The organism is Boseongicola sp., from assembly GCF_057460485.1.
On record NZ_JBVCWP010000329.1, the window covers coordinates 1 to 3,963 of the forward strand.

5 protein-coding genes are annotated in these 3,963 nt (G+C 57.6%); 1 reads left to right on the forward strand and 4 read right to left on the reverse strand.

What is annotated here, in order from left to right; translation table 11 throughout:
* From AC221Y_RS21365 to AC221Y_RS21375, 3 genes are all read right to left on the reverse strand, one after another.
* Positions 1 to 656: 2Fe-2S iron-sulfur cluster-binding protein (locus tag AC221Y_RS21365; RefSeq protein WP_486708356.1), on the reverse strand; the 656-nt coding region annotated here is incomplete at its 3' end.
* Positions 653 to 940 (reverse strand): sarcosine oxidase subunit delta, encoded by a 288-nt coding sequence (locus AC221Y_RS21370; RefSeq protein WP_299758457.1) that lies wholly within the window; start codon positions 938 to 940, stop codon positions 653 to 655. The genes AC221Y_RS21365 and AC221Y_RS21370, both read right to left, overlap by 4 nt.
* A gap of 11 nt (positions 941 to 951) precedes the next feature.
* Positions 952 to 2,202, reverse strand: coding sequence for a sarcosine oxidase subunit beta family protein (locus AC221Y_RS21375; RefSeq protein WP_299758455.1), 1,251 nt, complete (start codon positions 2,200 to 2,202; stop codon positions 952 to 954).
* Positions 2,203 to 2,259: 57 nt separating this feature from the next.
* On the opposite strand from AC221Y_RS21375, the gene AC221Y_RS21380 reads away from it, so the two are divergent.
* The gene (locus AC221Y_RS21380) at positions 2,260 to 3,261 is read left to right on the forward strand and encodes a GlxA family transcriptional regulator (RefSeq protein ID WP_299758453.1); all 1,002 of its coding nucleotides are present in this window, start codon (positions 2,260 to 2,262) and stop codon (positions 3,259 to 3,261) included.
* 42 nt (positions 3,262 to 3,303) lie between these two features.
* On the opposite strand, the gene AC221Y_RS21385 is transcribed toward AC221Y_RS21380, so the two are convergent.
* Positions 3,304 to 3,729 (reverse strand): nuclear transport factor 2 family protein, encoded by a 426-nt coding sequence (locus AC221Y_RS21385; protein WP_299758451.1) that lies wholly within the window; start codon positions 3,727 to 3,729, stop codon positions 3,304 to 3,306.
* Positions 3,730 to 3,963 lie beyond the last annotated feature (234 nt).

Genomic DNA, 3,963 nt, shown 5'->3' on the forward strand with positions numbered 1-3,963 from the left:
CCGTCCATGCCGTCAACCGCGTAGGTTTCCGCGTTCAGACGTCCGCCCATGCGGAAGTCTTCGTCGGCCAGTATAACCCGCAGTCCCACACGACCGGCAGCCAATGCGGCGGCCAATCCCGCTGGTCCCGCGCCGATAATCACCACATCGCAGTGGAGGTATCCGTGGTCATAGGTGTCGGGGTCTTCCATGCCAGAAAGCTTCCCAAGACCCGCAGCAGAGCGAATGATGGGTTCGTAAAGCTTTTCCCAGAATGCCTTTGGCCACATGAAGGTTTTGTAATAAAAACCGGCACTTAAAAATGGCGATAACAAATCATTGACCGCGAGAATGTCGTGCTCAAGCGACCCGCGATGGTTTTGACTGGTCGCGGAAAGCCCCTCGAACATCTCGATCGTGGTGGCGCGGGTGTTGGGTTCCAACGCCGCACCTTTTCGCAAGTGTACAAGCGCGCTCGGTTCTTCTGACCCGGCCGAGAATATCCCGCGGGGACGGTGGTATTTGAACGACCGGCCCACAAGGCGCACAGCGTTCGCCAGCAAGGCCGAGGCCAACGTGTCGCCGGGATGGGCAGTTAACCAGCGCTCATTGAACTGGAATTTCAGCGTGCGCGACCGGTCGATCTGGCCGCCGTCAATGCGATTGGACTGGCTCATTTTGAACGTCCTTTGCGGCGGGCCACATCGCGGGCCAATTCCACCGAACTGATCTCGTGCGTCAGCGTGTTGCGGGTCACCACAAGCCACGAGCGATCCCCCTGTTCGTGATACCAAAGCTCATGATGTTCGCCTGCGGGATTGTCGCGCAGGTAGACATGCTCATACATAGCCTCCTCGACATTTTCGCCGAAGCCTTCGGGACGCTTGATCATATTGGCGTCGCCAAGATAGACAAATTCTGCGGCATCGCGGGGGCCGAGAAGGGGGTGCTTAATGATCATGAATAGCCTCCTCAGTGCAAATTCGGTTGGGGGCCTGCGCCCTTTTCGTCGATTGGTGCGCCGCGCCGGAACCGATCAAGACGAAGCTGGGTCGCCACCGGGTGCGGCGCATCCTTGGCGAGTAAATGCGCGTAGCAAAAGCCGGACGCTGGCGTCGCCTTGAATCCGCCGTAACACCAGCCGCCGTTGAAATAGAGCCCGCCGATATGCGTACGGTCGATGAAGGGTGATCCATCCATCGACATGTCCATCAAGCCGCCCCACATCCGCAAAAGCCGCGCGCGTCCAATCATGGGCATCAATGCCATGCCGCCTTCGCAGACGTCCTCGACCACGGGCAGGTTTCCGCGTTGGGCATAGGTGTTGTAGCCGTCGATATCGCCGCCGAAGACTAGCCCGCCCTTGTCGGATTGGCTGACGTAAAAGTGGCCCGCGCCGAAAGTGATGACGCCTGGCAGGGTGGGTTTAAGGCCCTCAGAAACAAAGGCTTGCAGGACGTGGCTTTCAATCGGCAGACGCATGCCGGCCATAGACATCACGCGGCCGGATGATCCGGCGACACAGACCGCGACCTTTTTGGCGCGAATAGTGCCGCGCGAGGTTTCAACCCCTTTGCAAACGCCATTGTCGATCTGAAAGCCGGTGACTTCGCAGTTTTGCAGGATATCGACGCCTTTCATGTCTGCGCCGCGCGCAAACCCCCAGGCAACGGCGTCATGGCGCACCGTCCCGCCGCGTTGCTGCCAGAGTGCGCCCTTGATCGGGAAGCGCGCGTTGTCAAAATCAAGGTAGGGGCATTTTTCGCGGATTTCTGCCTCGCTCAGCATAACGCCACCCGAGCCAGTCAGGTGCATTGCATTGCCGCGCCGTGCAAAGGCGTCGCGCTGGCTGTCCGAGTGGTACAGGTTCAGGATGCCGCGCTGGCTGACCATGGCGTTATAGTTGAAGTCCTGCTCAAGACCTTCCCACAACTGCATTGAAAGCTCGTAAAACGGCTGGTTGCCTTCCAGCAGATAATTTGAGCGAATAAGTGTGGTATTGCGCCCGACATTTCCGGACCCAATCCAGCCCTTCTCGACCACGGCGATGTTCTTCATGCCGAACTTGTTCGACAGGTAGTACGCCGTCGCCAACCCATGCCCGCCACCGCCAACAATGATGATGTCGTATTCGGGCTTAGGGTCAGGCTCGCGCCAGGCAGGCGCCCAGCCTTTGTTGCCCGTCAGGCCCTGTTTCAGAATGGTAAGTGCGTTGTATCGCATCGCCTGTCCGCCGCGCTAATTGACACGTAAGCCTATTGCGATGCATGGTTTGTTGGGATGCAAAAACCAGCCGTTTCTATATTAAATCAGGACGCTGACACGCGACCCTTCCGAATTGGTATTGTTCCGGTGCCGGGCTTTGCGATCATGTCTTATGCCAGCGTCGCCGACCCGCTGCGCGCAGCTAATCTGCTGTCCGGAAAGCGGCTTTATGACATTGTGCATTTCGCCCACAAAACGCCCGCCAAAAGTTCCGGAGAGGCGGCAATTTCGAACTGCGTCCCCATCGGTTCGACCGAGCCGCTTGATCTTTTGCTTGTCATCGCTGGCGGCGATCCTTTTGCGCTAAACGACAAGGTGCTTTTTGAATGGTTGAAACGTCGCGCGCGGGCGGGATTGCGCGTCGGCGGCGTGTCGGGCGGGCCGGTTCTTCTGGCGCGGGCGGGCCTGATGGACGGGCGTCGGATGACCGTCCATTGGGAACACGCGGCAGAGCTTGCGGGCCGCTTTCCCGACCTGATGATCGAACGGCGCCTTTACATTATAGACCGCGACCGGGTGACTTGTGGTGGCGGAACCGCGCCTTTGGATTTCATCCACGCGCTGCTGTCCGACCGTCACGGCGCTGACTTTGCGCGCCTTGTCAGCGACTGGTTTTTGCACACCGAAATCCGCGCGGCGGCAAGCCCGCAAAGGTCGGGCGTCCTTGCTGGCGAAACCACCCGGTCCCCGCATATCCAACCTGTCATCGCGGCGATGCAAGACCACATCGGCGACCCCCTTTCGCTCCAACAGCTTGCGTTGATCGCGGGCATCAGCGAGCGTCAGTTGAACCGTATCTTCGCGCAGGTTCTCGGCGTCAGCGCGATGAACTACTACCGTCGGATGCGGCTCGGTATTGCGCGGCGATTGGTGCAGGGATCGGCGATGAGTGTGGCCTCCATCTCCGAGGCGACCGGCTTTTCAAGTTCGGCGCATTTCTCAACCGCCTACGCGATGTGCTTTGGGAATCGCCCCTCGATGGATCGCACGATTGTGAACCATGCCGCATGTCCTTAAGTCGGATTCTTACGAAGGTCCGGACTGCGGACGGAGCCGCCGCTACTTTGGTACAACCACCATAGTCAATGTTTGAGACAATATCTTACCGTCTTCGATCACGAAGGTATCTGTCGCGAACTGATAAGAATTGTCGGGCGTTTCAGCGGTCCAAACGATATGCGCGACATTGTTGTGAACGTTTGTGTGGGTCAAATTGAATTCAGTGCCTTCTTGCGAGAACTCAGCAATGAATGCCTCGAATGCGGGCTTCATCTCATCTGGGCCGGTCATCATCACATCTGGCAGTATTAGCACGGACTCATCCGTGTAATCGGATAGCATACCCTCCAGGTCCCCCGTGCCAAATGCAGTCAAGTGGTGGTTGAGAACTTCCTCCGTCGACATCGCGTGTGAATCAGCAAGTAAAGGTTGGCCGACAAGTGACAACGCAAGCGCGATTATTCCAATCACAGCAGAATTATTCATTGTATATCCCCCAAAAATCTTATCCAACATTCCCCAAGTAGAATGCCGTTCTTTCCAGTTTGTACCGGTTTTGCGTGCCGATCAAGGCTCTTGGACAAGCTGTGCTGGTACTCGGTGATCTGTCGTGCGGCCTGATCGCTATTTCGGGTTCGGCTGCAGGTTAGACCCGGCTTTTTGGCTGAACATCACCGGCCCAGACAGACCAATTGAGCCACGTTCCTTTAGATTTTATCG

Excerpts from the sequence above, each read along its gene's own strand:
- AC221Y_RS21370 (WP_299758457.1), bottom strand. The coding sequence starts at position 940 with ATGATCATTAAGCACCCCCTTCTCGGCCCCCGCGATGCCGCAGAATTT.
- AC221Y_RS21375 (WP_299758455.1), bottom strand. The coding sequence starts at position 2,202 with ATGCGATACAACGCACTTACCATTCTGAAACAGGGCCTGACGGGCAAC.
- AC221Y_RS21380 (WP_299758453.1), top strand. The coding sequence starts at position 2,260 with ATGCAAAAACCAGCCGTTTCTATATTAAATCAGGACGCTGACACGCGA.
- AC221Y_RS21385 (WP_299758451.1), bottom strand. The coding sequence starts at position 3,729 with ATGAATAATTCTGCTGTGATTGGAATAATCGCGCTTGCGTTGTCACTT.